This window comes from Roseomonas genomospecies 6 (assembly GCF_008365375.1).
In the GTDB taxonomy this organism is placed as follows: Bacteria; Pseudomonadota; Alphaproteobacteria; order Azospirillales; family Azospirillaceae; genus Azospirillum.
Genome location: NZ_QOKW01000013.1, coordinates 1 through 26,042 on the forward strand (window position 1 = coordinate 1; position 26,042 = coordinate 26,042).

A 26,042-nucleotide genomic window follows, 5' to 3' on the forward strand; every position below is an offset into this window, starting at 1 on the left:
CACCCACAGGCTGGACACCATCGGTGAGATGTCCTGCAACCCGGCCATCGGCGGGGTGGGGGAAAGGCATCTGTGGGGCGAGATCGGCGCCCGGGAGGGGGTCATGGCCCGCGCCCTCGCCCGCGGCGGACATGGGGCGCGGCGCCCGGCCCGGGGTTCCCCCCCCCCGCCACCGCCCGGCCCGGGGTTCCCCCCCCCCGCCACTCTCTTTCAGTGCAACCCCCAAAGCCATGACCAGAGGAGCACGGGCTATGAGGGGGCGGGTCAAGGCTCGCGAAGCGACCGCCGCGTGCGGCGGCTTGGCCTTGACCCGCCCCCGGCCCGTGCTACGCCGGGAGAGGCTGACGGGTTGTACTGAAAGAGGCACCGAAGGGTTGATTGGTTCCAGGATCATCCCTTGCCCCATTCCGAAGGAAGGCCGCCCATCCCCTCGGCGGCTTCCATGATGTCGGCGGCGGAGATGCCGTCCAATGGTGCGGGCGTGCTGCACGGCGGTTGTTCCGGTTCCGTCTCGGTGGTTGCCTTCCGCTCCCGAGCGGCCCTCACTAAACCGAGCAAGCGTCCCTGGGCACGCCATTCGGGGAGAAGTTGACGGATGGTGTCCACCTCGCTGAGGCCGATGCCCTGCCGCGAGCGGCGGCGCACATGCAAGCGGAGCGCATCCCATGCGGAGCTATCGGCAGAACCGCAGGCGCTCAGAAAGCACCGAAGCTCGCCATCGCGCCGGAGGCGTTGGCATCCCGACGATGGGCCGCGCCCGGCGTTTCGCATGAGGGATGCCACGTCGAGGGCAAGCCGCAGTTCGGTCGGCTGCGTCATTTGCCGAACCCTCGGGTTGCTGCGATGGGGCGGGCCTCCACCTCGGGGATGGTCCCGGCGCGGAGCGAGGCGACCAGCGCCGACAGGTCGGCTACCTGCCGCTGAAGCTCATCGACCCGTTCAAGTGTCTGGAACGCGACGTTCCACGTCGCCTCGACTCGCCAGATGATGTCGGCGGCCTTGCAGTGCCTGTCCATCATGCCGCGACGCCTTTGGGTGTCAGGCGCGGAGCATGGGCGCCGTCCAGGTCGGCGGTCGCGGCATGGCTATCGGCCACGGGTTCCGCAGGGCGGACACCGGCCGCCTCTAGAAGTTGATCCCTCATCGGAGCGGGTGGCTCGTAGTTCGTGACTTCCATGCCGCGGACGGTGCATTCCAGCCACATACGGGCTTTAAACTCGTCGTCGCCCCAGATCTCGACGCGTTGCCAACCCTTCGCTTGCATGACATCGGCCATCACGTTGACGCTCTGGTCCGAGACCGCTCCATGCAGGCAGACCTTTTCACCATGGTCACGCACCCAGGACCAGTCCGTTAGCTGGATGCCGTACGGCGGGCAGTCGAACCGCACCTGTCGGATGGCGTCGGCGTGGTGATGAAGGTCGGCGTCATAGTGTGATGACAGCCTGTCAGCCTTCCACGCCTGCCGCTCTTCGGCTGTGGGAAGCTTCCGCGTCTCGCGGGTTGGTTTCTTCCCACTTCCGCCGATTGGCCGTACGCCGCCCACGAGCGGCACCGGCTGTCCCTTCCAAGGGTTCCCTGTCGGTATCGTCTTCTGCGTCTCCAACTGCATTGCTGCCTCCTGTTCGGACAGGGCCTTCCATTCGAGGACAAGCCGCCGGCCCAATAGGTCGGCTTCTCCGTTTCGTCGGCGCACAGCGCGGATGCGGTTCCCTGCGTCGGATGGTGCGCCACGGCGCTCGATGGCTGCCGCAGTCGGGCCAAGCTTCGGCAAGCCTTGACGGTGCCGGCCTTGCCGCTGATAGGACCGCATGTCGATGCGTGCGGCGTGCTGCTCCTGCTCCAAGCGGGCGTTGACGGTCGCCTCCCATTGCTGCCGCCATGCCTCGATGTGCGAAGCGGACGTAGCCTTGTTGTCCAGTTCCCGCGTCTTCGCTCCCATGCCGGTTGGGAGCACGGTGCGGGAGGTGGCGAGCATGTGGACGTGGTGATTGCGGCCCTGGTGCTCGGGCGGGGCGTCCGCGAGAGAGGCCCGCGGGTCGGGAGCGTGAATGCTCCAGTCCACCGCGACGCCGTGTCGCTCGACCAGCCATGCGGCAAAGCTGCGGCAGACGGCGGCCCGACCTTCGGGCGACAGTTCATGAGGCAGGGCGCCGAGCCATTCACGGGCCACTGTGCGCGTAGCGCCGGAGTCCGCTTTGCCCGCTTCGTCCCACAGCCGTTGCCGTTCCGTGGCCCACGGCGCGTCATCGGGCGCCGTGATCTCGGAATGCACGACACCCCGCCGGCGGCTGTAGTCGTGAATGCGGCCGGTCAGCCCATCGACCAGCCGGGTCCCGGCCCGGTAGGCTGCCGCCGCCTGCGGCGAGCGGCCCGAGCGGCGGTTGATGCTCTGAACTTGTCCGAACGCAATTGCCATTGGTCACCGCCTGCCGACCGTCCCGGCGACCATCCGTCTCCAGACGGCGGCGACCTCGGCGGGCGGTTCGTGGGTGCCGTGCTGCGGGCGATGTAACGCCCAGCGGGCAAATCCATCCGCCTCGGCTTCCTCCGGTGCGGCCCAGCGGTGGGCCGCAACGCCGGGCGGCGGTTGCGACGCGCGGAGCGCGTCGCCCCACTCGACACATGCCTCCCGTTCGTCGGCACGCAGTCTGGTCCAAAGGGCGTGGGCGAGTTCATGGTGCAGGACTGCGACCGGATCGAAGGCGAGGGACACGGCGACGTGCCGCCGGTCCCGGCACACGCCAAGGCGACCGTCCCGGCGTCGCGGGCCAACTTCCAATGCGACAAAGGGTGCGATTCGGTTGCGGCCCTCCGCCAGAGCCTCCAGCATCGCGTCGGCTGCGTCGGTGACGGCATGGAAGGTGACGGCCGGTTCCCATTCCAGTCCGAGTGGGGAAGCCGTCCAGGCTGCCCCGTCCTCCGCGGATGTCCAGACCATGTGCATCGCCCCGGATTGGCGGGCGGCGTCCATCTCCACCCAGCAGGGGCCGCACAGCCCGGACCGTGCGTCCAGCGCGGAACGCGTGTCGGCAACGCCGCACATGGCGCACAAGCCGAACTGGATCATGGTCGTCCCCCTGTGTGTCGGTTCCCGTCCGCCCCGAAGGAAGCGATGCGCGTGCGAAGCACGCGCTAAATCGCGCCCTTCGGGGCTTGTGGTTCCAACACTGTCCTGGCTGCTTGCAAAAGTCCGGAAGATAATTCCAAGCAACAGGGAACCCGCGTTGAGGATGGAACCATGCGCATCGGTGCCGACGACCAGATAGAGAAGTTGAGACAGAAGAAGAAGGACGTTGAGGCCCGCATCCGCCGTCTGCAACATCAGCAGACGACGGCGGCCCGCAAGCGGGATGCCCGCCGCAAGATCCTTGTCGGAGCGGTGGTGCTTCAGGCCGCAATGCAGGATGCGGCGGTCAAGGCGTGGCTGGGCCGCCTCCTGGACCAGAGCCTATCGCGTGAACGGGATCGTTCGCTGTTCGGGTTTGGTTTCGAGTCATCCCCCGAAATGGGGGGCGGAAACTAGGCCGTTTGGGCGGTAGTTCTCCCCTTGTCCAAACGGGTTTTGATGGTCACACTGCCCTGCGGTGACTTCCAAGTGTTCGCAACACGAGCTGTTATCATAGGTTAATGGGCAATGTCGAAGACGCTCGCAAACAAAGAGCTGGCACCATTCCTGGAAGCCATCATGGAGCACGTGCCCACTGGCTTGACGATTGCCAAAGCCCCTGACGTCTCCATCGTCGGTGTCAGTTCCTATGGAGCCGCCTTGCTGGAGCGGCCTCGCGAGAAACTCGAAGGCATCGCCGTCGAGAAGCACCCCGAAGCTTATCAGGTCTATCGGGCTTCGGGGGAGTTGGCGACGGCTGCCGAGCTTCCACTCACTCGGGCGGTGCAGAAAGGCGAGGTGGTTCGGCATGAGGAATGGCTCGTCGGCAATGAGGCAGGAGAGAAGATCCCCATCCTCTGCAATGCCGGTCCCATCCGCGATGAACAGGGCGCCGTCATCGGCGGCGTGATCGCATGGGCCGATCTGCGCACCCAGAAGGAGCTTGAGCGTAAGCTCCAGGCCGCCTTGGAGGAAAAGGAGCGGCTGTATCTGGAGTCGAACCACCGGACCAAGAACCACCTTCAACTCGTCGCCGGTATGGTCATGCTGGAAGCGGCGCGGCACGGCCCCGAATGCAAGGCGTTTGCCGAGAACGTCATGAAGCGTGTGCAGGTGATCGCGTCCGTGCATGAGAGCTTCTATCGTTCCGACGGAACCGGCGTCGTCGATATGGGTGACTATCTCCGAAACGTCTGTGAGCCGCTGGCATCGGGGGAGCACCCGGTGTTGGTGGATGTCGAACCGGGCTTGGTCTTGACGATGGATCAGGCGACCCCGGTGGGCATGATCGCCAACGAAGCCGTCTGCAACAGCCTGAAGCACGGCTACCCGGATGGTCGCTCCGGCACGGTGCGGGTGACCGTGCGGAGGACGGATCAGGGCATGCTGTCGCTGTCGGTCGTGGACGATGGCGTTGGCCTGCCTTCCGACATGGCCAAGAAGGGATCGCTCGGTGTCCGCCTGATGTCGCAGTTGGCGAGGCAGGTGTTCGGTTCGTACTCGTTGGAGAACGGGCCAACCGGAGGAACGGTGTTCAACCTGACCTTCGCGGCGCACAGCGCGTTGGCGCCCGCCTAGCCGAAGGCGAGGACGCAGGGTCAAGGATGGCGCCTGCGCCGTGGCTCAGGCTGCCTCTGCCCAATCCGCGAACACCTCGGCAATGCTTAGGCGGAGTTCGGCACCCTGTTGGGGAGCTTCACCCCGCCAGTATGGATGCCATCCGGCCGGGTGGTTGGCATCCTCGCCCCGCCGGCGGGCCTCCCGCCAGTTCCGCAGGGCCTCAGCGCCGTGTTCCGGCACCCCGCTCCTTGGGTCGCTGTCATCAACTGTAACCGTGTCGGACACCTTGTCGATGACCCACCCGGAAACAAGGCCGATGGTCGTCACGCCGTCGCTGATCGCGACAGGACGGCGGACGGTCTCGCCGTAGCGGTTGACGGTTTCCTCGGCCTCGATGATGAAGTTCGGACCCACCCGAACCCCGGCGTCCTTCTTGCCCTTGCGGACGGCTGCCGCCTCTTTGAATGCGCCCAGCGCACGCAGGGCGCCCGTCCAATCGCCGCCCTGCATCATCTCCACGGCCGAGCCGTCCCCGGCCTTTGCCGCCTTCCGTTCGGCGCGTCCGATGTCCATGCACGCGCGGGCGGCGCCAAACGGGCCGCTCTTGGGCGCATCGTTCATCGTGTAGAGCTTCTGCCAAGCGGTGATGACACCGCGTTCGATGCCGAAGAAGCCAAAGCGGCGGTATCCCCACGTCGCGGCGTGAGCGTCATACCGCTCGGCCGTTTCTCCGGCTTTCCCTTTGATCTGCTCATCCGCCTTTGCGTCTCCGCTGCGACGCAGGGCGGGAGCCAGATACTCCCAGATGTAACGGGACACCGCATGGGTCGCCGAATCGGCTTTCCGCTCGATCCGGCATCCCGCATCGCTCCGCCACGGCCAAGGCATCGGCACCGGGTTTCCGAAGTCGTCGCGAAGCACGCGGCCCCTCGCGTCGCGGGCGGGCAGAGGCACGAGGTTCCCCTTCGCGTCGGGTTTGATCTCGTAGCCACGAAGAATGCGCTCAACGTGGGCCGTGCTGTCTTCCGGGCACCAGAGGAGCATGTGCAGATGAACGCAGCCGTCTTCGTTGGGTTCGCGAACCCAAATCCCGAAAGGGTCCAGGGCGTGCTTCTCCAACCGTGCCCGGACCCGGCCCCAGCGTGATTGTATCCAGTCGCGGGCTTCGTCGGGCGTGAGGGCGGGGTTCCACCGATCCTCGCCGACACTCGGGGCGGGATGGTATTCGCTCGGGGCGGTCAGCGTGATCCACAGCGGCACCCACCCGCATTCTCTCGCGTGCCCTTGCATGCCGATGACGATGGCGGCGGTGCGGGAGATGCGGCCATCCCGCGATGCCCGCATCAACGCCGACATCATCACCTGATGCTGCCCGTCAGGGCTGTAGGCCGCGTGTCCCTCCCCCCAAGCCATCTGCGCGTCAAGCTGCGTCCGCCGGTCCCGCAGAGCGACATCGGACACGCACCGCTGGCCGTGAGCACCAACCAGACGTAGGATCAACGCGACGTGCTCACGGGTCCGGCGGACATGCCGCCGAATACGGCGGCGGTGCCAAGCTTCATCGAACAACCGGGATGCGTAGGCTTCTTCGTCTTCGACATCGTCGCCGCTCCCGGCTGCGGCTGCCTCGATTTCTTCCGGGTCGATGTCCAGCCCCCACGACAACACGTAGGCAATGCCGTCCGCGGCCTTCCGGCGGGGTGTGCCCGGCTTGGCATGCTGCGGGTTCGGGATCGACAACACCTCGGCGGCACGTTCCGGGTGCTTCGGCTTCAACGTCGCCACATGGGCAAGCTGCTCCTGTCGCCAGCCCACGACCTGCTTGGCCAGTTCGACATCCTCGGCAGCCCGTGCCCGCACCTCGTCTTCGCCGTAGTGGATCATCTCCAGATAGGGGCTGTCAGCACCGACATGCTTGGCAATCGCTGCGGTGATGCGGCACGCCTGCTCGGCAACCGAGCGCCATGCCTGGTCGCGGCCCCACTCGGCCACGCGGCGCTGCCAGTCCAGCAGCGCGTCGGCGGCGCAGCCCAACATGAAATCTGCGCCGCGGGATTGCCGTGCCCGAGCCGTCCCGACGATTTCCAGCGCGTCAGCACTGCCGCGACGGGTCGCGACGATGGGCCGCGGCGGTGGGTTGAAGGTGCCGCGAAGAACAGCGGCGCTCGGGAGTTCCGGTTCGCCGGGAATGTCGGCGGCGCACTCGACGCCATTGAAGCGAGCGACTAGCACAGAGTAGTCAGCCCCCGCCATCCGGGCAGCTTCCTTCAACAAGGACGCCCGCCAGAAGGTGTCGGGAAGCCGGTCGAGGATGTCCAGGGTATCCGTGTCCGCAGCCGCGGCGGCCATCGGCCGGTAATCGGCCTTCGCCCGGCGGCTCGAAGCCCGGTCAGCAAATCCTGAATATTCGTTGACGTCTGCGTTGATCGCAGATAACGATATGGGCATGAGAAAGCAAAAGGCTCGGGTTTGGATCGGTGTGGCAACCGGAATCCTCCCGAGCCTTCTTGTTTGTGTCAAGAGAAGAATGCTGCCAACATATATCTAACAGATCGTTTCATTACATGTGAGACCGTATCTGAGTTTGGCTATTCTGATTATCCAGATACATAATGGGGCGGCCACTTGGGCCGCCCCGATGTCTTGCGAGTGACGGCGCTCAGCGCCGTGGGTGCGCGTTCAGGTGCAGGTGCGAGAGATCCAGGCCCGGATCGAAGCCGTTCACGATGTTCTTGAGCCGGAGCAGTTCCTCGCCCCCGTAGTAGTGGGCGAGGGTCATCGAATGAAGAAGTTCCTTCTGTTCAACGCGGCTGGTGCTGTCGTGCCCGATGAGTTCGTCCACGTCGATGATGCGGTTGCCGTTGCGGATCAACAGCGTTGCGAAGGTCTTCCGCAGGGAATGCAGATCCATAAGGTATTCGTACAGACCTACCGCCTTCCGGTAGTCGGTGAAGAAGTGGCCCACCTCGTGGGAGAGCTTGCTGTCCACGCCACCCGGCTTGAGTTCGGGGAACAACTGGTCGGCACGGCGGCGGACCATCTCCTGGGCATGCTCGGTCAAGCCGCATCGGATCAAGGTGTCATGAACGGGGACACGGCGCACAGCGCCGTCGTTCTTCAGACGGCTGTGCCCCTCGGTGGTGATGTCGATCACCCACGTGCCGTCCACCTCCTTCACGTCCTCGGGCCGCAGGCGTGACGCCTCCTCGGCCCGCATGCCGGAGTAGAGGCAAAGCAGCGGGACCCAGAAGAACGCGTCGCGGATGATCGTGTCCCCGGCACGCCAACGCTGGGAACGGTCCGCTCCTGCGCACCCGGCGTAGAGCGGGGACGCAAACAGCTTCTTGAGGGTGTCCGTCGTCCAGGGCTTGCGGTGCTGCGACTTGCGGACGTCGGTGCTCCACTTGTGCTTTTTCAGAATGTCGGGGTCCAACTTGGCGTCCTTGGTGGAATGGACGGATGCCCATTCCAGGAAAGCCTTCGCCGCGGTCCAGTGGCGTTTCAACGTCTTGAGGGCAAGGCGGGGTTGCTCGTCGTCGGCATCCTCAATGACATCGAGGATGGGCCGCTCTCCCTTGACCGCACCGCCGTGCTTGCCGTGGTTCGTCGGGATCAGTTCGAGCGTCGAGCGGAATCGCGTGATGTCGTCGCGGCTGTAGTCGCTCGGCACCTTGTCGCCCGCGATCTCAAGGAAAAGCTCGATGGAACGGGTGTCCTGCCGCTTGGTCTGCTCCGTCCAGCCGCCCCGCGTCTTCTCGGTGATGTAGCGGTCCCGGAACGCGGAGGCGACATCGTGCTTGGCTTTGGGCGTCGGCGCAGGAGCGCGGCGGCTGCGCGGAGCCTCGGTCACCAGCGCCGCGTTGACCGCCGCCAAGTCGGCAATGGTGCGCCGGTCACGGATGCTTTCGAGGTCGGCCTTCTCCTGCGTCAGCCGAGCGACGCGGGTTTGGGTCCCGGCCAGTTCCACGGCAACATCGGCCTTGCGGTACAGGAGCTCATGGACCCGCTGGCGGGCCTTCTCTTCATCACTCTCGGACAACGCTCGTATCTCCCTGAACTCGGCAAACAGGATCGAGGACGCCGCTCCGGCGGCGGCCCTCGCCGCGTCGGGGCTGCTGGTTCCCAGCGAGCGGCGAAGCTCGACCCTACCGAACAAGGGAACGAGGTCAACAGGGACGCGGACGCGCACAAGGTAGCGTCCGCTGGGTTTCCGGGTGGTGTGTGAAACGAGTGGCAACGGAAGCCTCCGCAGGGACCACGGGAGGGGTCCACATGAGGCTCGGATGCCAACTAACCCTTTGATTTGAAAAGGGTGGTTGGGGGACTAGGATTCGAACCTAGGCTGGCGGAGTCAGAGTCCGCTGTCCTACCGCTAGACGATCCCCCAATGGTGGTCCCGACTGGGATTGAACCAGTGACCCCTACGATGTCAACGTAGTGCTCTCCCGCTGAGCTACAGGACCAAACCGCGAGATACCAAACCACAAGTAAAGTGGCGCGAGTGACGGGACTTGAACCCGCGGCCTCCGGCGTGACAGGCCGGCGCTCTAACCAACTGAGCTACACCCGCGTCGTGAGGCGACCTTCTAAAGAACAAAGACCGCCGAAGCAAGCACTAAATTCAACCTTACCCAACTTACTCAAGTCAACCAACCAACCGCCGAAGAAGTTGGTGGAGCCGAGGGGGATCGAACCCCTGACCTCCTCATTGCGAACGAGGCGCTCTCCCATCTGAGCTACGGCCCCATGGTGCTGCCAGAGAGGATTGAACTCTCGACCTCTCCCTTACCAAGGGAGTGCTCTACCACTGAGCTACGGCAGCGTCCGGCGGGAGCGGGTGAATAGCAATCCAGGCGGCCCCCTGTCAAAGGGAAAAATATCGAAGGGGGCATTTCTTTCTTTTCACCCCCGGACGGGCCGCAGGCGGCGCTTGCATCCCGCCGCGTCCGCGGGGCATCTGTCCGCCATCGCGACCATGCCCGACTGTTAGGGCCGACCGACAGGTTTTCCCGTGGATGAGGTTCTGACCGAGGCGCGCCGCCTGATCGAGGCGCGGCATTACCGGCAGGCGATTCGCCTGCTGCGGGACACGGCGTCCGGCTCCGCCGTGTCCGGCGGGTCCGTGGAGCGCGACCGGCTGACCGGCATGGCCGCTCTGGGTCGGCGCGACGCCGCAGCGGCCACCGCCGCCCTGCGCCGCGCCCTGGCGCGCGAGCCGGGGCATCCAGAGACTCTTCATCACCTGGCCCAGGCCGTGCTGGCCGGTGGGGACCGTTTGCAGGCGGTGCGCTGGCTGGAGCGGGTCGCCGTGGCGGACCCCGTCTTCCCCGGCCTCCGCGAGGCGCTGGCCGGCGCCTACCGCCGCGACGCTCTCTATCAGGAGGCGTTGGCGGTGACGGGGGAGGCGCTGGCCGCCGGGAACCGCTCGGCGGACATCCTCTATGAGCGGGCGGTCAGCCTCGCCCATCTCGGCGACGCCGCGGGCGCGCTGGCCGTCTTCGACGAGCGGCTGGCCGACGATCCGGAACACGCCGCCGCGTGGTTCGGCAGCCACGCCGCCGCGTTGGGCCTGAACGGGGTCGAGGACGCGCTGCGCCGCCTGCGCCGTGCCGCGGACTGTCCGGGGGCGGCGGGCAAATACTGGGGCTTCCTGTGCGCCTATCTGCTTCTGCTGGGCCGCGACGCGGAAGCGGAAGCGTTGCACCGCGAAAAGCTGGCCGGGCAGCCGAAGCGCCTGGCCCTGGTGGAGGCGGTGACGGCGATCCGTCCGCACCTCGCCCCGGATGTGCGGCTGTTCGGCGTCGGGGCGGAACTTCTGCGATTCGCGCTGGAGAGGGCGGGGGTGCCCGGTCTGGTGCTGGAGTTCGGGGTGCGGCGCGGCACCTCGCTGAACCAGATCGCCGAGGCGGCGGGGCAGACGGTCCACGGCTTCGATTCGTTCGAGGGGTTGCCGGAGGGCTGGGTGAACGCGCCGCGCGGCGTGCTGAGCACGGGCAAGCGCCTGCCGCCGGTGAGGGACAACGCGGTGCTGCACGCGGGCTGGTTCGAGGACACGCTGCCGCCCTTCCTGGCGGCTCACGGCGGCGCGGTGCGCTTCGTCAATGTAGACAGCGACATCTACTCGTCGGCGCGGACGGTGCTTACCGCTCTGGCGCCCCGCTTCCGTCCGGGGACGGTTCTGGTCTTCGACGAGTTCATCGGCAACCGGACGTGGCGCGAGGACGAGTACCGGGCCTTCATGGAATACGCGGAGGAGTCCGGCGCGGCCTGGGAGATCATCGCCGTCAGCCCGCACACCAAGCAGGTGGCGATCCGCCTGACCGCCATTCCCAGGCCGTAACAGGGCTTCCGCCCCGGCCGTCGTTCCCGCTTGTGCGCGGGAAGGATGGCCGGGGCGGAAGCGCTCCCAAATCAGGAGACGATGCGCCAGGTGCCGTCCGGCTGCTGGCAGGCGGTGCCGTTGGCCCGCTCGGCCTTGCCGCCGACATAGACGGTCTGCTGGTACTCGCGGCAGTAGTTGCCGGTGTTGTCGCGCCCGTCGCGGACCGGGGTGATGGTGCCGCGGTTGCCCGATTCCGGGTTGTTCCACTGGATGGTCGAACCGATCGGCGCCGCGTAGGCCTGGGTGGCGGCGCGCTGGGCGTAGCCCTCGTCCGCGCGGTCGAGCGACTGGCCAAGCTCGCTGCCGAGATAGGCGCCGAGCAGCGTGCCCACACCGGTGGTGATGAGCTTGCCGGTGCCGCCGCCGAACTGCGAACCGATCACACCGCCGGCCGCGGCGCCGCCGAGCGCGCCGACCGTCTGCTTGGTCCCCAGGCCGCTGCCGCCGCTCTGGCAGGCGGCGAGCGACAGGGCGACAAAGGCGGTTACAGCGATCTTCTTCATGGGGTCTCTGCCTCTTGGTTCCGTATAAGCCATCAACACGTAAGGCTTCGCATTAATCCGGGGGAGCCTGCGCTTTCGTGCGTACCACTCCCGTCGAGCCGCCTCTCCCGATATAGGCGGTGGCGGATAGAAGCACGGACCCGGGGGCCATCGCCTGTTATCAAAATGGCGCACAAATGTCCGGCCGGCCTCGCCATGCTCGCGGCTGTTGAGCATAAGAGCGAGGGAACCATCCAATGGCATCGACCACCACGGGCAAGACCGACGCCAAGATTGTCGTGAACGCCTATGGGCAGTCCGCCGGAGGCATCTGGCCGCATTTCCGCCTGTTGATCGACGGCGTCGAGGTGGGCCAGGCAACCGTGAACGCCACCAACCCGACCGCCTACAGCTTCACGGTGCCGGTCACCGCGGCGCAAGCGCACAAGGTGCAGATCCAGTACGACAATGACGGGGTGGTGAACGGCCAGGACCGCTCGCTGATCGTCAGCGGGGTCTCCATCAACGGCAAGACCCACAAGCCGACCGACGCCAACGTCACCTACGACAAGGGCGCGCTCGACGGGAAGGACGTGGTCAAGGGCCAACCCGGCCTGTGGTGGAACGGCACGCTGGTGGTCGATGCCCCGGCCGCCGATTTCCCCGCCGCCCCGGCGGTACCGGTTGCCGGAACGTCGACGTTCGTCGTGAACGCACAGGGCATCGCGGCGGGCGGCACCAACGCGCACTTCACGCTGATGGTGGACGGCAAGAAGGTCGGCGAGGACACGGTCGGCACCTCGGCCAAGGATTATGCTTTCACCGCCAACGTCGCGCCGGACCAGGCCCACAAGGTGCAGGTCCAGTACGACAACGACGCCGTGGTGAACGGCCAGGACCGTTCGCTGATCGTCAACAAGGTCACCATCAACGGCAAGGCGGTGTCCGCGACGGACGGCATCGTCACCTACGACAAGGGCGCCCTCGACGGAAAGGACGTGGTGAAGGGCCAGTCCGGCCTGTGGTGGAACGGCACGCTGGTGGTGGACGCCGACAAGAGCTTCTTCCCGACGGGCACGCCGACCCCGGCCCCGAATCCGACCCCCACACCGTCTCCCGCACCGACCGGGCCGGCGATCTTCGTGGCGACCAACGGCAAGGACAGTTGGTCCGGCAAGCTGGCCGCGCCGAACGCGAACGGGACCGACGGGCCGAAGGCCACGCTGACCGGCGCCCGCGACGCCATGCGCGCCAACCCGGACATCGACGTGACCTATGTCCGGGGCGGCGACTATTACATGAAGGACATGCTCTGGCTGGACGGCCAGGACAGCGGGGTCCGCTTCGCCGCCTACGGCAGCGAGAAGCCGGTCTTCCACGGCGGCTCGCTGGTCGAAAACTGGGTGTCGCGCGGCAACGGGCTCTACAGCGCGCAGCTTCCCGCCGGTTCGAAGGCGGTGCTGGACCTGTCGATGGACGGCGACCGGCAGACCGTCGCCCGCACCCCCAACGCCGACCCCGGCCACCCCATCGACGGCGGCTGGCTGATCGCCACCAAGGCCGGGGCCAACGCCTACACCCAGTTCGGCTTCAAGGCGGGGGCGATCCCGACCTATTCGAACACCGACGGGCTGATGGTCAGCGTCTTCAGCCAGCACGGCTACGACAACATGACCGTGCCGGTGAAGAGCATCGACTACGCCAGCAACACCATCACGCTGGCCCAGGGCACCTACGACGCGCTCGGCGCCGGCAGCTGCTTCTACCTGTTCAACGGCAAGGACCAGCTCGACGCCCCGCAGGAATGGTTCTTCGACAAGGCGTCCAATCAGGTGCTGTTCAAGCCGGAGGGCGGAGCGGTCGCCGGGCACAAGGTCGTCGCGGCGCAGCTTCCCGTGCTGATCGGGCTGGGCGGCGCCAAGAACGTGACGATTGAGGGACTGACCCTGACCGACGGCACGCCGGACGGGCACGCGGTCTACGCCAACAACGCCGCCGGGCTGACCTTCAAGAACAACACCGTCACCAACACCGGCTACGGCGTCACGGTGGAGGGCAGCGCGAACAGCAGCGTGACCGGCAACCATTTCGCCGAGACCGGGCGCGAGGCCGTCTACGTCAAGGCCGGGTCGCACTTCACCAAGGTCTCCGACAACCTGATCCAGCACGCCAGCGCCATCGACCATGGCGGCGACGCGCTGTGGGTGAACGGCAGCAACGACGTCGCCATCACCCACAACCGGATCGAGGACACGCCGGGCAAGGCCATCGCGGTCGGCTCCGTCCAGTCGTCGGGCGACGCCACCTACCGGGCGACGATCACCCACAACGAGATCGTCGGTGCCAACCAGGAGACCAGCGACGGCGGCGGCATCTACCTGATCAACCGCCAGCAGGATCTGGCCGGGCATACGGTTGCGTACAACGAAGTGTCGGGCACCACGGCCTTCGGCAACGTGACCTGGGACGGCAAGGTCTCCTCCACCTTCCTCGACCCGACGAAGCTGGTGAGCTGGGGCATCTATCTGGACGACTGGACCAGCGGCACCACGGTGAAGGGCAACGTCGTCCACGACAACGTCGGCGGCATCTTCCTGCACGGCGGCTGGAACAACACGGTCACCGACAACATCCTGGCCGACAATCTGGGCACCCAGATCGGCCTGCAGCAGAGCGTCGGCTGGGGCGGCTGGAAGGGGACGCCGATGGCGAACAATCTCATCACCCAGAACATCGTGGACGCCGGGGACGGGCGCGCCGTCGCCATCGACGGGCCGCGGACGGCGGGGACCTTCACCGGCAACTTCTACGCCGACCTCGACCCCAACGAGGCGCTGTTCCAGGCCTGGCCGCAGGTGATGGCGAACGGCGCCACGGGCACGCTGGCGCAATGGCAGGCCGCCGGCTACGACAAGGGGTCCTTCACCGTCAACCCGCAGTTCACCGACGCCGCGCACGACAACTTCGCGCCGGTGGCAGGCTCCGCGGTGTACCAGCACGGGTTCGACCATCTGCCCTTCGACCAGATCGGTCTGCTCGGCTGACCGGCAACCATAACAACCGTGAGACCGGCGGCAGGGCTATCGCATTTGGTGTTGAATCCCTCTCCCGCCCCGGGAGAGGGGGGCCGCGCAGCGGCCGGGTGAGGGTACCGGCAAGGATCAGCGACGGATTCTCGAACGACCCTCACCCTTCCCACGCTGGCGCGTGGGTCCCTTCCCTCTCCCGGGGCGGGAGAGGGAAATCAAATGCGATAACCGTGAGACCGGCGGGGCGACGCCTTGCCGGTGGAGCGGCTTTTGCGGTAGATATCCGGCATGGTTGAAACGCGACGCACCGGTGACCGCTCCAACGAACCGATCCGCTCCGACGCCGGGGGCGGGCGCGTCGCGTCGCCGGGCGCGGCGGCCGGCATCCGCAGCCGGGCGGAGCAGGTCGGCGGCGGGCGCCAGCGCATCCCCACCGTCCGCGAACTGGCCAGCCTCGTCGTGAACGGCATCCTGACGCTGCCGCGCAACTACCGCCGCGGCATGTATCTCGACGTTCAGGTCTGACTGACTCCACCCCCCGTGTAGGGCGCGATTTCCGGTCCGAACAGGCGCTCCAGCAGAAGGGGCGGCAATTCGTATTGCGGCAGGCACAGGCTGGTGCTGCGGGCGTGCAGGGTGTGCAGGCACAGCCCCTCCGCGTCGGGAAAGGCGGCGAAGCGGAAACGCTCGCGCGCGGCCTTCATGAAGGGGGCGTCCTCGCAGGCGTTGACGGGCGGGAAGCGCACCGCCTCCCACACCGAGCGGCGGTAGGCGTAGGAAAAGCCGTAGCCCAGCAGATTGTCGTCGGACGGCGGCGCGTCCGGGGCCTCCACATAGGCGCGGGCCGTCCGCCCCCAGCGGTGGTGGGAGCCGCCGCGCGCCGTGTCCCAATAGCCGAAGGTCCCGTGCACCGCGCTGTGCAGGAACCAGCCGGACAGCGTCACCGCGTCGCAGCCCCCCTCCAGCCAGCCGAGCAGCCGTTCCACATAGTTGGGCGCGTAGAAATCGTCGTCGTCGAAATGGACGATGAACTCGCCGCGCGCGTGCTCCGCCAGGATGTTGCGCTTCTCCCCGATGGTGTAGCGGCGGGGGGCGTAGAAATACTTCAGCCGCGGCCCGGCCAGCGGCTGGAGATGGGCCGACGGGCGCGGGCTGTCGTCGAACACCAGCCATTCGATGTCGGGAACGGTCTGGGACAGGACGCGGGCGTGGCACAGCGGCAGGAAGTCCTCCCGTCCCCAGCTTGGCGTGATGACGCTGACGAGCGGCCGGTCAGCCATGGTCTCTCCTTCGCAACGGGCGGCGCCACCGCGTCCGCCGCGCCGCATGGACTTTCGCCCCGCGGCGCGTGTAGACAGGCGGGATGGTGACACTTCGGGATGCCCTGGCCGCCGCGGTCGGCCACCATCAGGCGGGCCGGCTGATCGAGGCCCGGCCGCTCTATCATAGCATCCTGCGCAGCCAGCCGGGCCACCCCGACGCGCTTCATCTGCTGGGCGTGCTGGAAAGCCAGTGCGGGCGCCCGCGGGCGGCCCTGCCGCTGCTGCGCCGCGCCGTCGCGCTGCTGCCCGGCGACGCGGATTTCCTCGGCAATCTGGCGCGGGCCCTGCGGGCGGCGGGGGAGAGCGGCGAGGCGGAGCGCGCCTTCGCCCGCACGGCGGCGCTCGACCCTGCGGACGTCCAGGCCGCCTTCGCGCTGGGCTGCCTGCGGCTGGAGCGCGGTGCGGCGGCGGGTGCGGCGGCGGCCTTCGCCCAGGCGCTGGCCCACCGGCCCGACTTCGCGGAGGCTCGCATCAACCGCGCCAACGCGCTGGCGGCCTTGGGCCGGGTGGAAGATGCGGCACGGCTGCGCCGGCAGGCGGTGGCGCTGGACCCCGCCCACCCCGACGCCCTCCACAACGCCGCGGTCAGCGCGCTCGCCGAGGCCGGGCTGGACCGCCCGGTGTCGCACGCCCGGCGGCTGGACCTGCGGCTGGTGGAGCGGGCGCTGCGCGCCCTGACCCACGCTCTGGCCGCCGACCCGCATCACGGGGCGGCAGCGGACGCGCTGGTCGGGGCGGCGCTGGCGCTCGTCCAGGCGGGGCAGGCGCCGGACTGGCTTCTGGACCGAGCCGCCCGCAGCGCCGTCGCGGTCCTGCGCCGGAGTCCGCGCGACACGCGGGCGGCGGCGGCGGTCGCCTACCGCTTCTACCGGCGCGGGCGGACCGATCTCGCCAGCCGCTTCATGCGGCGGTTCTCCCGGCGCTTCACGGCGGCGGAGACCGCGGCGGATTTCGAGCTTCGCCTGTGGTCGATGGTGCGGGCCGGGCGCCGGGCGCTGGACGGTGTGCCGGACGCCGACGCCCTGCCGGACGCCTTCCCCCCGCTGGACCTGCTCGCCGAGCCGCCCGAGGGGACGGGGCCGGTGCTGGCGGTGTCCTGCGACGACGGCTATTACCGGCGCTTCGCCACGGGGCTGCTCGATTCGGTGGAGGCGCGGGCGGGCGGCGGCGTGGCGGTTCATGTCCATGTCGTGAACCCCTCGCCGGAGACGCTGGCCGATCTCGCCCGGCGGGGGGAGCGGCTGCCGCTGGGCATCAGCCGGGAGGAGGTGGACTTCACGGGCTGGGACGATCACCGGCGTACCACCTATTACGCCTGCATCCGCTTCCTGCGCTGGCACCAGCTCATGACCCGCTGGGGGCGGCCCCTGCTGCATCTGGACGCCGACTGCGCTCTGGTCGACGATATCGGCGGGCTGACGGCCCTGCTGGCGGGGGCCGACGCCGGGCTGCTGCGCGACTCCCGCTGGCGCGGCCCGACGCGGGAGATCACCGTCTGCTTCGCGGCCTTCCAGCCGACCCCGAGGGGGCGGGCCTTCCTGGCGCTGACAGCGGCCTACATCGGGGCGTTCCTGCGCGAGGGACGCGGGTTCTGGATGCTGGATCAGGCGGCGCCCTTCGCCGTGCTCGACGCGCTGGAACGGCGGGGGGAAGGGCCGGCGGTGCGCTGGTTCGACGTTCTGGACTTCCCCTGGGTCCGCTTCGTCGGGGCCAAATAACTCAGCAGGGACGCCGGGCGCAGTGCCCCTCGGGGCAGTCGCGGCAGCATTGGGCGCAGACCTCGTCCAGGTCCACGGCGATGCCGTGCCGCTTCAGAACGCCCTGGGCGTAGGCCGTGTAGAGCCGGGCCAGCGCCCGCCGGTTGGCGGCCACCGCCTTGGGAGCCACCGCTTCGGGCACCAGCATCGCACCGATGGCCTGCTCCACATCCTCGATCGCCATGCGGACAGCCGACAGGTTCAGCATTCGGACCCCCTGGGCGTCCTGCCCACGAACAATCTGATATATATGATGTGACGAAAAATTAGTGTTCTAACAACCCCAAATTTTCCACCGGACGGCGTTCTATCCGGATTGTCTAGGTGTCGCGGGCCAGATCGCCCAAGGACTGTGCAAGCGCTCCGGCCAGCGCACGCCCGTCGCAGAGCGGCCCGGCGGCCATGCGCGGGCGCAAGCTGCGGCGCAGGGCCGCCAGACGGGCCGGGTCGGCGGCCCAGCCGGCGGCGAGATCGACATAATGGGCCACGTCGCGGGCGACGCAGCCCTCCACCCCCGCCACGCTCAGAAAAGCCAGCGAATGGCGGCTGGAGAAGGTTTCTCCCGGCAGGGTGATGACCGGAACGCCCATCCACAACGTCTCCAGCGTCGTCGTGCTGCCGGCGAAGGGGAAGGGGTCCAGCGCCACGTCCACGCGGGCGCACCAGCCCATGTGGGTGCGGCTGTCGGTCGCGCCGGCCAGGATCAGCCGTTCCGGCGCGATGCCCGCCGCGGCCAGCCTTTCGCGCCAGCGGGCGGCGGTTTCCGGGCAGGACAGGGCCTTTGTCTTCAGCAATAGGCGCGACTCGGGCAGGCGGGCGAGCAGGGCGGCCCAGCCGGACAGAACCTCGTCCGTCAGCTTGGTCAGGATGTTGAAGACGCCGAAGGTGACGGGCTGGCCGGTCAGGCAGGGCGGCGGACCGGGGTCCGGCGCGTCCGGCGGCGGGTCGTAGGCGATGAAGGCGCCGGGCATGCGCAGGATGCGCTCCGTGTAGAAACGCTCCGCTCCCTCCGGCACATGGTGGGCGTCCGCGACCAGCGCGTCCATGGCGGCGAGCCCGGTGGTCGCCATGTAGCCGGACCACGCCACCTGCACCGGCGCCGGCTTGCGCGCGAAGACGCCCAGCCGCCCGCGGGCGTTGTGCCCGGCGAGGTCGATCAGGGCGTCCAGCCGGTCGTTCCGGATCAGCGTTGCAAGTTCGGCGTCGGTCCGGTCGGCGACCGGCACCCAGCGCCCCGCCGCGGCGCGGAAGCGGTCGGTCAGGTCGTCCGCCTCCATCTGGTTGGCGTAGAGGGTCAGGTCGACGCCGAAGCCGGGCAGGGCCTCCACCGCCCGCACCGCGAACTGGCCCGCCGGATGGCGGCGGAAATCGCCGGACAGAATGCCGACACGAAGCGGGCGTCGCGGCTCCGCCGGCAGGGGAGCGAAGGCCGCCCAGCCGGCGCGCAGCGGCGTGCCATGCACGGCGTCCCAGGCCCGATGCGCCTCCAGCACGCGGGCCAGAGTCACGCCGGGGCGGAACAGCTCCAGATAGGCGAGGTTGGAGCGCACCTCCGCCAGATCGGGCCGCAGCGCCAGCGTGCGGCGGTAACCGGCCTCCGCCCCGTCCAGGTCACCCTGCGTCTGGCGCACCAGCGCGAGGTTCGCGTGGGCCTCCGCCAGATCGGGGCGCAGGGCGGCGGCCCCGGCGTAGGCGCGGGCGGCCTCGGCCAGACGGTTCTGCCGTTGCAGCACGTCGCCCCGGCGCAGCGCGGCCTCCGCGAAGTCCGGACGCACGGATTGGGCGCGGCGGGCGGCCCGTTCCGCGTCGGCGGGGGCGCTCAGGGCCAGCAGGGCGGCGGACAGGTTGGCCAGAGCGGTCGCGTGGTCGGGGCGCAGCGCCAGCGCGCCGTGCAGCGCCCGCCGTGCCTCCGCCGCCCGCCCGCGTTGCAACATCAGCGAGGCGCGGTTGGCGTGCGCCTCCACGAATCCCGGATCGTCGGCCAGCGCGGCGCGGTAGGCCTCGTCCGCCTCCGCAAGCCGTCCCAGCGCCGTCAGCGCGTTGCCCAGGTTGAAGCGCGCCCGCGCGTAGCCGGGGCGCAGCGTGGCGGCCTGCCGGTAGGCGTCCGCCGCCGCCTCCAGCCGGCCCAGCGCGTCCAGCGCGTTGCCGAGGTTGTAATGGGCCTGCGCGAAGGCCGGGCGCAGGCGGATCGCCTCCCGGTGCGCGGCGGCGGCGTCCTCCGCCCGGTTCAGGGCGCGAAGCGCGCTCCCCAGATTGTCGTGGTAGTCGGCTACGGTGCCGTCGGCGCGGATGGCGGCGCGGATGCGCGGTTCGGCCTCCGCCGGGTGGCCGGCCTGGAGATAGGCGACGCCCAGCAGGTGCAGCGCGTCGGCATGGTCGGGCCGCGTGTCCAGCACGGCCTGATAGCCGGCGGCGGCCTGCCCCAGCCGCCCGGCCTGATGGTGGGCCAGCGCCGCGGCCAGCACGTCCTCGATCGTCGCCATGCCCGACTGTCTAGAGCATTCCGCCGCATGGTTGAAGAGGACGGTTGAGGGCGTGCCTCAGCCCATCATGCGCCAGCTTCCGTCCGACTGGCGGCAGGCGGTGCCGTAGCCCTGCTGAAGCTGCCCGCCGACCGCGATGGTCGTCTGGAACTCCCGGCACAGTTCGCCATAGGGGCCGGTGCCGTCGCGGGTGGGGGTGTAGCTGCCCCAGTTGCCGGTCTGCGGGTTGTTCCACTGCACGGTGGCGCCGGTCGGGGCCATGTAGGCCTGCCCCGCCGCCTGCTGCGCGTAGACCATGTCGGCGCGGTCCATCGACTGGCCGGCGGCGTTGCCCAGCGCGGCGCCCAGAAGCGTGCCGACGCCGACCGCCACCAGTTTGCCCGTTCCGCCGCCGAAGCGCGACCCGGCGAGGCCGCCGACCACGCCGCCCAGCAGCGTGCCCGCCGCCGTCTTGTTCCCATAGCCGGGTGCAGAGCCGTAATTGGCCCCGTAACCGGTTCCGTAGCCGCCCCCATACCCGTAACCGGGGCCATAGCCATAGGGGCTTGCGCAACCGGCCAGCAGGCCCACGGACAACACAACCGCAACGATCCCCTTGGCCTTCATGTCAATCCCCACGGAACGGAGTCTGCCGTGATGAACATGGCTGCCCCGCAAACTATTCCGTCCGCGTGGCGGGCCGGGGCCTTTACCCCTATGATGAAACCAAATGGCCGCGGACAAGCGGCCGGCAAGAACCCATCGGGAGGAAAGCATGCTGCCGGAAGCGGACAGCTACGAGGGCCTGCGCGACCGTTTCGCGTGGTCGGTGCCGGAGCGTTACAACATCGGCGTGGACGTCTGCGACAAGTGGGCGGAGCGCGATCCGGACCGCACCGCCCTGATCCACAAGCGCCGCGACGGCGCGGTGGAGACCTACAGCTTCGCCGACATCCGCCGCCTGTCGAACCGCCTCGCCAACGCGCTGGCCGCCCATGGGGTGGCGCGCGGCGACCGGGTGGGCATCCTGCTGCCCCAGGCGCCGGAAACCGCGGTCAGCCACGTCGCCGTCTACAAGATGGGCGGCGTCGCCGTGCCCCTCTTCTCCCTGTTCGGGGTGGAGGCTCTGGAATACCGGCTGGGCAACTGCGGGGCGCGGGCGGTGGTGACCGACGCCGTGGGCGCCGCCAAGATCTCCCAAATCCGCGACCGCCTGCCCGAGCTGAAACTCGTCCTGCGCATCGACGAGGCCGGGGAGGGCGAGTTGGACTGGCACGCGCTGGTCGATGCGGCGTCCGAGGATTTCACGCCCGTGGACACGGCGGCGGACGACCCGGCGGTCATCATCTACACCTCCGGCACCACCGGCCAGCCGAAGGGCGCGCTGCACGCGCACCGGGTGCTGCTCGGCCATCTGCCGGGCGTGGAGATTTCGCACGATCTGTTCCCGCAGCCGGGCGACCGCATCTGGACTCCGGCGGACTGGGCGTGGATCGGCGGCCTGCTCGACGTGCTGATGCCCGCCTGGCACCATGGCGTGACCGTGGTTTCCCACCGTTTCGAGAAGTTCGACGCGGAGGAAGCCTTCCGCCTGATCGCCGAATTCCAGGTGCGCAACGCCTTCCTGCCGCCGACCGCGCTGAAGATGATGCGCGCGGTGAAGGACCCGCAGACACGCTGGGCCTACAAGATGCGCTCCGTCGCCAGCGGCGGCGAGACGCTGGGGGCCGAGCTTCTCGACTGGGGCCGCCAGACCTTCGGGCTGACCATCAACGAGTTCTACGGCCAGACCGAGTGCAACATGATCGTGTCCTCCTGCGCCCGGGTCATGCCGCCCAAGCCCGGCGTCATGGGCCGCCCGGTGCCCGGCCACGACGTGGCGGTGATCGACGGGCAGGGCAACCGTCTTCCTCCCGGTGAGATCGGCCTGATCGCCGTGCACCGCCCGGACCCGGTGATGTTCCTGCAATACTGGAACAACCCGGAGGCCACGGCGGCGAAGTTCATCGGGGATTGGCTGGTCACCGGCGACCAGGGCGAATTGGACGCGGACGGCTACATCCGCTTCGTCGGGCGGGACGACGACGTCATCACGTCCGCGGGCTACCGCATCGGCCCCGGCGAGATCGAGGATTGCCTGATCGGCCATCCCGCCGTCCGCATGGCCGCCGTGGTCGGCGTGCCGGACCCCCTGCGCACGGAGATCGTGAAGGCCTTCATCGTCCTCCAGGACGGCGTGCGCCCCAGCGACGAACTGGCCGCGGACATCCAGGCCCATGTGAAGACCCGCCTCGCCGCCCACGAATACCCGCGCGCGGTGGAGTTCGTGGACAGTCTGCCGATGACGACGACCGGAAAGATCATCCGGCGGGAGTTGCGGGGGCGGGGGTAGGTTTCCCAAACCCCTCTCCCGCCCCGGGAGAGGGAGGGGCCCGCCGCCCTGCGGCGGGAGGGTGAGGGTATGGCCAAGAATGCAGCATTGATCCTCGTGCGACCCTCACCCGGCGCCTTCGGCGCCACCCTCTCCCGGGGCGGGAGAGGGAAGCAAAACAACAAGAAACGAAAACGATCCGAACGATGGTGACGACATCCCTTCTTCTGCTCGCCGCGGCCTTCCTGGCCGGGGCGATGAACGCGGTTGCCGGTGGCGGCAGCTTCCTTACCCTTCCCGCGCTCATCTACGCCGGGGTTCCTCCCGTGGCCGCAAACGCCACGGGCACGGTGGCGCTGCTGCCGGGCTACGCCAGCGGCGTCTACGGCTACCGCAACGACCTGGAGCCGGTGGGCGGGGTCGGGCTGGTCACGCTGTCGGTGATCAGCCTGACCGGCGGGCTGATCGGGGCGGCGTTGCTGCTGGTCACGCCGGACACGGTGTTCCGCAGCATCGTGCCCTGGCTGCTGCTGGTCGCGACGGCGCTGTTCGCCTTCGGCGGCATGCTCGCCGCGCGGCTGCGGGCGGTGGGGCTGCACGGGACGGGGGCGATGCTCGCCACGCTGTTCGCGGTGTCGGTCTATGGCGGCTACTTCAACGGCGGCCTCGGCATCCTTCTGCTCGCGCAGTTGAGCCTGTTCGGGATGACCAACCTGAACGCCATGAACGCGCTGAAGAACCTGTTCTCCGCGGTTCTGACGGCCATTGCCGTGGCCGCCTACGCGGTCGGCGGGGCGGTGGAGTGGTCCCACGCCGCGCTGATGACGGTGGCCGCGGTGGCCGGCGGCTATGCCGGGGCGCGGGTGGGGCGGAAGATTCCCTCGCGCATCCTGCGGGCGGGGATCATCGCCGTGGGCCTGGCGATGAGCGTTCTGTTTTTCCTGAAATGAAAGCCGTTCGGTTCCGGCGGCGCCTGCGCTAAGGTGGCGGCCCTTCCCCAAGGCCGCCACGACGCAAGACCCCGCATGCTGACCGTATCCGACCTCGACCTCTTCTACGGCGACGCCCAGGCGCTCGACGGCGTGTCCATCGCGGTGGGGGAGGGCACGACGACCGCCATCGTCGGGGCCAACGGGGCCGGGAAGACCTCGCTGATCCGCACCATCTCCGGCATCCTGAAGCCCGCCCGCGGCACCATCCGCTTCCGCGGCAAGGACATCGCCGGACTGCCCAGCCACGTCGTCTGCGACCTCGGCATCGGGCAGGTGGCGGAGGGGCGGCAGATCTTCCCCTCGCTCAGCATCCGCGAGAATCTGGAGATGGGCGCCGTCATCCCGCGCGCCCGCGCCGGGGCGAAGGACACGTTCGAGCGCGTGCTGGCCCTCTTCCCCCGCCTGAACGAACGGCTGGAGCAGGCCGCCGGCACCCTGTCGGGCGGCGAGCAGCAGATGCTGGCCATCGGGCGCTGCCTGATGGGCAAGCCCGACCTCATCATGTTCGACGAACCGTCGCTCGGCCTCTCCCCCACCATGGTGCAGGAGCTGTTCCGCACCATCCGCGCGCTGGCCGCCGAAGGCATGACGATCATCCTGGTGGAGCAGAACGTCGCCGCCTCCCTGAAGCTGGCCCAGCGCGCCTACGTGCTGGAGAACGGGCGCGTCGTTCTGGCCGGCACGGGCGAGGAACTGCTCGCCGATCCGGCGGTGAAGCAGGCCTATCTCGGTCTCTGACGGAATCTACCGCGCCAGCAGGTCGTGATGCTCGCGGTGGCGGTGAATCCAGTTCGCGGCGTAGCCGCAGATCGGGACGATGGTCAGCCCCTCGGCGCGGGCGATGGCCATCACCCCTTCCATCAGCCGCCCGGCGGCCCCGGTGCCGCGCAGGGACGGCGGGGCCTCCACATAGGGGATGTGCAGGACGTTGCCGCGGCGGCGGTAGGTCGCGTAAACGGTCTGCCCGTTCACGTCCAGTTCGAACCGGCTCTCGGCCGGGTTGTCGGTCACGGTGTGGCTCATACCCGTTCCAACAGCCGAATCCTCCGGTTGTTCACGGCGCACGGTCATGATCCCGGCGCGCGCGGCGCGCTCCAGCCGCGCAGCACGCTGATCACCCGCAGCAGAAAGGCCGCCGCCGCCCCGGCGATGGCGATGGGCGCCTTCGGCAGGTCCAGCATGGCCCCGGCGATGACGACCAACGCGCCCAGCAGGGCGGCCACCGCGTAGATCTCCTCGCGCAGCACGCGCGGCACCTCGGCCACCAGCACGTCGCGGATCACTCCACCGCCGCAGGCGGTCAGCACGCCCAGAAGCACGGCGGGCACCGGACCCAGCCCGTAGGCCAGCGCCTTGCCGCAGCCGGCCACCGCGAAGATGCCCAGCCCCGCCGCGTCCAGAACCATCACCGGCTTGACCAGCCGGTTGATGAAGGGGTGGAAGAAGAAGGCGAACAGGCCCGAGGCCAGCGCCGCGATCAGATAGCGCTCGTCCTGCATGGTGGCCGGTGGGATCGCTCCGATCAGCAGGTCGCGCAGCACGCCGCCCGCCAGCGCCGTGACCAGCGCCAGCACCAGCACGCCGAAGATGTCCAGACGGTGCCGCACGGCCAGCGTCCCTCCCGTCAGCCCGAAGATGAAGATCCCGGTCAGGTCCATGGCGAGCAGGAGGGGCGATACGTCGGTCGTAATGGCGGTCATGATGGCGGTCGGCGAAGCTGGTTGACGGAAACCGTCATCATAGCCGTTTGTTGCGCGTCAGGGAACAGATAAGCCGCAACGCCAGCAATTGTTGTTTGCGCAAATCGGGGTCACATTCCTCACCAGACGAGGGGCCGGACGGTCCCGCACCGGAACAGGAGGAAGAGCGATGATCACGATCCGTCACCGCGACGAACGGGGCGCCGTCAACATGGGCTGGCTGAACAGCAGGCACAGCTTCTCGTTCGGGCATTACCACGACCCGGCCCACATGGGCTTCCGTGCGCTGCGCGTCATCAACGACGACCGCGTGATCCCCGGCGCCGGCTTCCCCACCCACGGGCACGCCGACATGGAAATCGTGTCCTATGTGCTGGACGGCGCGCTGGAGCACAAGGACACGCTGGGCACCAGCTCCGTCATCCGCCCCGGCGACGTGCAGCGGATGAGCGCCGGGTCGGGCATCCGGCACAGCGAGTACAACGCCTCCAAGGCGGACCCGGTGCACTTCCTCCAGATCTGGATTCTCCCGAACGAGGAGGGGATGGTCCCCGGCTATGAGCAGAAGGCCTTCGACCGGGAGGAGAAGCAGGGGCGCCTGCGTCTCGTCGGTTCCCGGGACGGGCGCGACGGCAGCGTGACCATCCACCAGGACGTGGACCTCTACGCCACGCTCCTGGACGAGGGCGACAGCGTGACCCACAGGCTGCGTCCGGGGCGCCACGCCTGGGTGCAGGTCGCCCGTGGTCAGGTCCGGCTGAACGGCACGGTCCTGAAGGAAGGCGACGGCGCCGCGGTCAGCGGCGTGGACGCGCTGACGCTCGATGGCGTGGTCGGCGCCGAGGTGCTGCTGTTCGATCTGGCCTGACGTTGCGG

General features: G+C 68.7%; 23 protein-coding genes, 5 tRNA genes and 1 pseudogene. 11 read left to right on the forward strand and 18 right to left on the reverse strand.

Annotation, left to right across the window (positions count from 1 at the left end; genetic code table 11):
• Nucleotides 1-130 (forward strand): annotated as a pseudogene (locus tag DS843_RS31795) (FAD-dependent oxidoreductase); the annotation flags it as partial.
• A 260-nt stretch (nt 131-390) separates the two neighbouring features.
• Here the strand turns inward: DS843_RS31795 and DS843_RS16820 are convergent.
• From DS843_RS16820 to DS843_RS16835, 4 genes are read right to left on the reverse strand one after another with little or no spacing between them, the layout of a single operon-like run.
• A complete protein-coding gene (locus tag DS843_RS16820; protein WP_149470026.1) occupies nt 391-819 on the reverse strand; it encodes a hypothetical protein in 429 nt (142 codons plus the stop codon).
• A complete protein-coding gene (locus DS843_RS16825) occupies nt 816-1,019 on the reverse strand; it encodes a hypothetical protein (protein ID WP_149470027.1) in 204 nt (67 codons plus the stop codon). The genes DS843_RS16820 and DS843_RS16825 overlap by 4 nt, the downstream gene beginning before the upstream one ends.
• On the reverse strand, nt 1,016-2,419 hold the full coding sequence (locus tag DS843_RS16830; RefSeq protein ID WP_149470028.1) for a MobA/MobL family protein: 1,404 nt from the start codon (nt 2,417-2,419) through the stop codon (nt 1,016-1,018). Before DS843_RS16830 ends, DS843_RS16825 begins: the two co-directional genes overlap by 4 nt.
• A 3-nt stretch (nt 2,420-2,422) precedes the next feature.
• On the reverse strand, nt 2,423-3,070 hold the full coding sequence (locus tag DS843_RS16835) for a hypothetical protein (RefSeq protein WP_149470029.1): 648 nt from the start codon (nt 3,068-3,070) through the stop codon (nt 2,423-2,425).
• A gap of 171 nt (nt 3,071-3,241) precedes the next feature.
• On the opposite strand from DS843_RS16835, the gene DS843_RS16840 reads away from it, so the two are divergent.
• Together DS843_RS16840 and DS843_RS16845 are read left to right on the forward strand one after the other, a co-directional pair.
• Nucleotides 3,242-3,526, forward strand: coding sequence for a mobilization protein C (locus DS843_RS16840; protein ID WP_149470030.1), 285 nt, complete (start codon nt 3,242-3,244; stop codon nt 3,524-3,526).
• Nucleotides 3,527-3,637: 111 nt separating this feature from the next.
• Entirely contained in the window at nt 3,638-4,687 is a 1,050-nt protein-coding gene (locus DS843_RS16845) for a sensor histidine kinase (RefSeq protein ID WP_149470031.1), read from the forward strand.
• 45 nt (nt 4,688-4,732) lie between these two features.
• Here DS843_RS16845 and DS843_RS16850 read toward each other — a convergent pair whose 3' ends face one another.
• The 7 genes from DS843_RS16850 to DS843_RS16880 all read right to left on the reverse strand — a co-directional run bounded on the left by DS843_RS16850 (nt 4,733) and on the right by DS843_RS16880 (nt 9,491).
• On the reverse strand, nt 4,733-7,018 hold the full coding sequence (locus DS843_RS16850) for a replication endonuclease (RefSeq protein WP_167525351.1): 2,286 nt from the start codon (nt 7,016-7,018) through the stop codon (nt 4,733-4,735).
• Between the two features lie 310 nt (nt 7,019-7,328).
• Complete coding sequence (locus DS843_RS16855; RefSeq protein WP_353618360.1) at nt 7,329-8,906, reverse strand: site-specific integrase; 1,578 nt, start codon at nt 8,904-8,906, stop codon at nt 7,329-7,331.
• Between the two features lie 76 nt (nt 8,907-8,982).
• Nucleotides 8,983-9,056, reverse strand: a tRNA-Gln gene (locus tag DS843_RS16860).
• A gap of 1 nt (nt 9,057) precedes the next feature.
• Nucleotides 9,058-9,132: transfer RNA gene (locus DS843_RS16865), tRNA-Val, on the reverse strand.
• 30 nt (nt 9,133-9,162) lie between these two features.
• Nucleotides 9,163-9,239: transfer RNA gene (locus DS843_RS16870), tRNA-Asp, on the reverse strand.
• Between the two features lie 100 nt (nt 9,240-9,339).
• Nucleotides 9,340-9,415: transfer RNA gene (locus DS843_RS16875), tRNA-Ala, on the reverse strand.
• A gap of 1 nt (nt 9,416) precedes the next feature.
• Nucleotides 9,417-9,491: transfer RNA gene (locus tag DS843_RS16880), tRNA-Thr, on the reverse strand.
• Between the two features lie 189 nt (nt 9,492-9,680).
• Between DS843_RS16880 and DS843_RS16885 the strand changes: the two genes are divergently transcribed.
• The gene (locus tag DS843_RS16885; protein ID WP_149470034.1) at nt 9,681-11,009 is read left to right on the forward strand and encodes a class I SAM-dependent methyltransferase; all 1,329 of its coding nucleotides are present in this window, start codon (nt 9,681-9,683) and stop codon (nt 11,007-11,009) included.
• A gap of 71 nt (nt 11,010-11,080) precedes the next feature.
• On the opposite strand, the gene DS843_RS16890 is transcribed toward DS843_RS16885, so the two are convergent.
• On the reverse strand, nt 11,081-11,554 hold the full coding sequence (locus DS843_RS16890) for an RT0821/Lpp0805 family surface protein (protein WP_149470035.1): 474 nt from the start codon (nt 11,552-11,554) through the stop codon (nt 11,081-11,083).
• A 236-nt stretch (nt 11,555-11,790) separates the two neighbouring features.
• Between DS843_RS16890 and DS843_RS16895 the strand changes: the two genes are divergently transcribed.
• Nucleotides 11,791-14,577: a carbohydrate-binding domain-containing protein gene (locus DS843_RS16895; RefSeq protein WP_149470036.1), complete on the forward strand. Its 2,787-nt coding sequence runs from the start codon at nt 11,791-11,793 to the stop codon at nt 14,575-14,577.
• Nucleotides 14,578-14,850: 273 nt separating this feature from the next.
• Nucleotides 14,851-15,087: a hypothetical protein gene (locus DS843_RS16900; protein ID WP_149470037.1), complete on the forward strand. Its 237-nt coding sequence runs from the start codon at nt 14,851-14,853 to the stop codon at nt 15,085-15,087.
• Here the strand turns inward: DS843_RS16900 and DS843_RS16905 are convergent.
• Nucleotides 15,078-15,842: a glycosyltransferase family 2 protein gene (locus DS843_RS16905; protein WP_149470038.1), complete on the reverse strand. Its 765-nt coding sequence runs from the start codon at nt 15,840-15,842 to the stop codon at nt 15,078-15,080. The genes DS843_RS16900 and DS843_RS16905 overlap by 10 nt on opposite strands.
• Before the next feature lie 83 nt (nt 15,843-15,925).
• On the opposite strand from DS843_RS16905, the gene DS843_RS16910 reads away from it, so the two are divergent.
• A complete protein-coding gene (locus DS843_RS16910; protein WP_149470039.1) occupies nt 15,926-17,602 on the forward strand; it encodes a tetratricopeptide repeat protein in 1,677 nt (558 codons plus the stop codon).
• Between the two features lies 1 nt (nt 17,603).
• Here the strand turns inward: DS843_RS16910 and DS843_RS16915 are convergent, their stop codons facing one another.
• From DS843_RS16915 to DS843_RS16925, 3 genes are all read right to left on the reverse strand, one after another.
• Nucleotides 17,604-17,849: a hypothetical protein gene (locus DS843_RS16915; protein WP_149470040.1), complete on the reverse strand. Its 246-nt coding sequence runs from the start codon at nt 17,847-17,849 to the stop codon at nt 17,604-17,606.
• A 112-nt stretch (nt 17,850-17,961) separates the two neighbouring features.
• Nucleotides 17,962-20,124 (reverse strand): O-linked N-acetylglucosamine transferase, SPINDLY family protein, encoded by a 2,163-nt coding sequence (locus DS843_RS16920; protein ID WP_149470041.1) that lies wholly within the window; start codon nt 20,122-20,124, stop codon nt 17,962-17,964.
• Nucleotides 20,125-20,181: 57 nt separating this feature from the next.
• Nucleotides 20,182-20,730: an RT0821/Lpp0805 family surface protein gene (locus tag DS843_RS16925; RefSeq protein ID WP_286192143.1), complete on the reverse strand. Its 549-nt coding sequence runs from the start codon at nt 20,728-20,730 to the stop codon at nt 20,182-20,184.
• Nucleotides 20,731-20,878: 148 nt separating this feature from the next.
• Here DS843_RS16925 and DS843_RS16930 point away from each other — a divergent pair, with 148 nt between their 5' ends.
• From DS843_RS16930 to DS843_RS16940, 3 genes are all read left to right on the forward strand, one after another.
• Nucleotides 20,879-22,495 (forward strand): acyl-CoA synthetase, encoded by a 1,617-nt coding sequence (locus tag DS843_RS16930; protein WP_149470043.1) that lies wholly within the window; start codon nt 20,879-20,881, stop codon nt 22,493-22,495.
• Between the two features lie 185 nt (nt 22,496-22,680).
• Nucleotides 22,681-23,424, forward strand: a complete 744-nt coding sequence (locus DS843_RS16935; RefSeq protein WP_149470044.1) for a sulfite exporter TauE/SafE family protein — start codon at nt 22,681-22,683, stop codon at nt 23,422-23,424.
• Between the two features lie 75 nt (nt 23,425-23,499).
• Complete coding sequence (locus DS843_RS16940) at nt 23,500-24,204, forward strand: ABC transporter ATP-binding protein (protein ID WP_149470045.1); 705 nt, start codon at nt 23,500-23,502, stop codon at nt 24,202-24,204.
• Nucleotides 24,205-24,210: 6 nt separating this feature from the next.
• On the opposite strand, the gene DS843_RS16945 is transcribed toward DS843_RS16940, so the two are convergent.
• Complete coding sequence (locus DS843_RS16945; RefSeq protein ID WP_149470046.1) at nt 24,211-24,489, reverse strand: GNAT family N-acetyltransferase; 279 nt, start codon at nt 24,487-24,489, stop codon at nt 24,211-24,213.
• Between the two features lie 44 nt (nt 24,490-24,533).
• Nucleotides 24,534-25,166: a trimeric intracellular cation channel family protein gene (locus DS843_RS16950; protein WP_286192144.1), complete on the reverse strand. Its 633-nt coding sequence runs from the start codon at nt 25,164-25,166 to the stop codon at nt 24,534-24,536.
• 169 nt (nt 25,167-25,335) lie between these two features.
• Between DS843_RS16950 and DS843_RS16955 the strand changes: the two genes are divergently transcribed.
• Nucleotides 25,336-26,034, forward strand: a complete 699-nt coding sequence (locus DS843_RS16955) for a pirin family protein (protein ID WP_149470047.1) — start codon at nt 25,336-25,338, stop codon at nt 26,032-26,034.
• The last annotated feature ends 8 nt before the right edge of the window (nt 26,035-26,042 follow it).